The following is a 2,906-nucleotide window of genomic DNA, read 5'->3' as shown; positions in this document are numbered from 1 at the left end:
TGGCCAGCCTTCCCGCCACGGCCGCGCCTGCCGCGCGCCCGCGTGGGTTCGATGGCCAGCGCGTCGCCGATCAGGGCAACGGCACCTATCGCAATCCGATCATGGCCGGCGATCATCCCGATCCTTCGATCCTGAAGGATGGCGATGATTACTACATGACCTTCTCCACTTTCGATTCCTATCCGGGCCTGGTCATCTGGCATTCGCGCGACCTGCTCAACTGGCAACCGGTCACCGCCGCGCTGACGCAGAATGTCGGCGCGGTGTGGGCGCCGGATCTGTGCCGCCACGCCGGGCGCTATTTCATCTATTTCGCTGCCAAGGCGCGGCCCAACGCCACTTATGTGATCTGGGCCGATCAGATCGCCGGGCCATGGAGCGCGCCGATCAACCTGGGCCTGCCCGACCATATCGACCCTGGCCATGCCGTGGGCGAAGACGGCTCGCGCTGGCTGTTCCTGTCGGGCGGAGACCGCGTGGCGCTGGCTGCCGATGGCCTGTCGACGATCGGCGCTGTGCAGCATGTCTATGATCCCTGGCGCTATTCCGATGCCTCGGCAGAGCGCTGGCCAGTCGAAGGCTTTTCGCCCGAGGGGCCCAAGATCGTTTCCCATGGCGGCTGGTTCTATCTGATCACGGCGGTAGGCGGCACGGCCGGCCCGCCGACCGGGCACATGGTCATCGCCGCGCGCTCCCGCTCCATCCACGGGCCGTGGGAAAACTGCCCGCACAACCCGATCGTGCGCACGCGCAGCCGGGAAGAGGCGTGGTGGTCACGCGGCCATGCCACGCTATTTCCGGGGCCGGGTGGCGATTGGTGGTCGGTCTATCACGGTTTCGAACGCGATTACTGGACCCTGGGCCGCCAGACCCTGCTCGATCCGGTGGAATGGACCGCCGATGGCTGGTTCCGCATGAAGGGCGGTGATCTCTCCACGCCCTTGCCCAGCCCGCGCGGCGGGCACCCGTCGGGCCCGCACGGGCTGCCGCTGTCAGACGATTTCGCCACGCCGGCGCTGGGCAAGCGGTGGAATTTCTTCAAGCCCGCGCCGGATGAAGCGCGCCGCGTGCGTGTGGCCGATCATTGCCTGCACCTGGCCGCGCGCGGCACGGCGCCGGCCGATTCCTCTCCGCTGCTGCTTATCGCCGGGGACCAGGCCTATGAATTTGCCTGCACGATCGACATCGATCCCGAAACCACCGCCGGCCTGCTGCTGTTCTATGACCAGGCGCTCTATTGCGGGCTGGGCTTTGACGCCAAGGCGTTCGTCACCCACCAATATGGCATGGAGCGCGGCCGCCCCGCCAATCCGCATGGTCGCCGCCTGCGCATGCGCCTGCGCAACGATCGGCATATCGTTTCGCTGCACACCAGCGGCGATGATGGCCAGACCTGGCAGCGCTTTGACCGGGGGATGGAGGTTTCGGGCTATCACCACAACGTGCGCGGCGGTTTCCTGATGCTGCGCCCCGGCCTCTATGCTGCAGGCAAGGGCGAGGCGCGCTTTCGCGATTTCCGGTTTCGTGTGCTGGAATCATGAACAAAGTTAGTAACCTGTCACCTTCGTCACCCCGGGCTTGACCCGGGGTCCCGCTTCTTCGTGGGACCGAGCAGAAGAAAGCGGGACCCCGGATCAAGTCCGGGGTGACGTAACAAGATAATGTTGAAATTATCGGGAGAATTGCCGTGTCCCATCCGCTCTTGCGTGGTGCCTCGTTGCTGGCCCTGGCTTGCCTGGCGAACACCACCGCCGCGCGTGCGGCACCGGCCGATGGCCTGCTGTTCCATGCCCCGCTCGATCGCGATTTCATCGCTGCCCAGGCCGGCGGCGATGCCGTGCCCAATTTCCAGAGCGACGTGGCGATCGTTCCCGATGGCGCGCAGGGCGGGGCGGGGCGCTGGGCCGATGGTGGCTATGTCGCGTGGAATGCGCCGAGCAATATCTATGCCCAGCGCGGCACGCTGGCATTCTTCTGGCGCAGCCACACCCCGGTGGGCGAAGCACCCTTCGTGATTTTCCGCGCCGCCGCCGCCGATCATTCCAGCTGGGACATGGCGTTCCTGCGCATCGATTGGAACGGCCATGGGTTTGACGCCTTCGTTACCGACGCCAATCTCTCGCGCGTGCGGGTCAGTTGGACAATCCCGCAAGCCCCGGCGCCCGATGCGTGGCACCACATCGCCTTTGCCTGGGACGAGGCGCGCGGCATCAAGCTGTTCTGGGACGGGCGCGAAGTGGCGGCCAAGGCGCAGGCTGCCGATCTCGACATGGGGCTCGATCAGTTTGGCCTGGCGGGCCGGGTGATCGCCCCGCACCAGGTGCAAAGCCGCTATAACTTCATGCGCGGGTCTGATCTCGACGATATCCGCGTCTATGACCACATGCTTGATGGCCCCGGCGTGGCCGCGCTGGCCGCGCATGGTGATGCGCCGCCATCTGCGCCCTCTCCGGCGGCTTCCGCGCCGCGCACCGCCTGGCTGCACCGCTTCGGGTGGGACAGCCAGATGCCGCCACCACTGTCCGCGCCGGTCACCACCGTGCGCAAGGTGGAATTTGCCGATGCCAAGGATCTCAAGGAGTGGATGTGGAAAGGGGTGGATGGCATTGCCGAAACCACCTGGCCGGGCGTTTACAACCGATCGCGCCTGCCCGGCCGTGACGATTATTTCGAACTGCCCGATTGGAACGTCTATGTCGAAGGGGGCAAGGCCTATAGCCTGACAGTGCCGGCCGATGCGGCCTTCAACCGCGTGGAGATTCGCGGCGCGGCCTATGGCGCGCTGGAATGGTCGGCCGATGGCCAAGGCAACTGGCAGAAACTGGCGGCCCGGCCACAGGGCGTGGTGCGCTCGGTCACCGACCTGGCGCCGCGCCAGGGCGGCGTGCTGCGCTTTACCAATGTGA

At 66.2% G+C, this 2,906-nt stretch carries 2 protein-coding genes; both read left to right on the top strand.

Features of this window, described 5'->3' with window-relative positions; genetic code table 11:
- A partial coding sequence (locus tag H926_RS0116860; RefSeq protein ID WP_022677360.1) for a family 43 glycosylhydrolase occupies window positions 1-1,541 on the top strand: 1,541 nt, incomplete at its 5' end.
- 146 nt (window positions 1,542-1,687) lie between these two features.
- Window positions 1,688-2,906 (top strand): LamG-like jellyroll fold domain-containing protein (locus H926_RS34905; RefSeq protein ID WP_371256283.1); only part of this gene is annotated, 1,219 nt, incomplete at its 3' end.

The sequence above is a fragment of the Novosphingobium sp. B-7 genome (assembly GCF_000410615.1).
GTDB lineage: Bacteria > Pseudomonadota > Alphaproteobacteria > Sphingomonadales > Sphingomonadaceae > Novosphingobium > Novosphingobium capsulatum.
The sequence above is the reverse complement of the archived record's forward strand: the minus strand, read 5'-3'. Positions and strand labels throughout refer to the sequence as shown.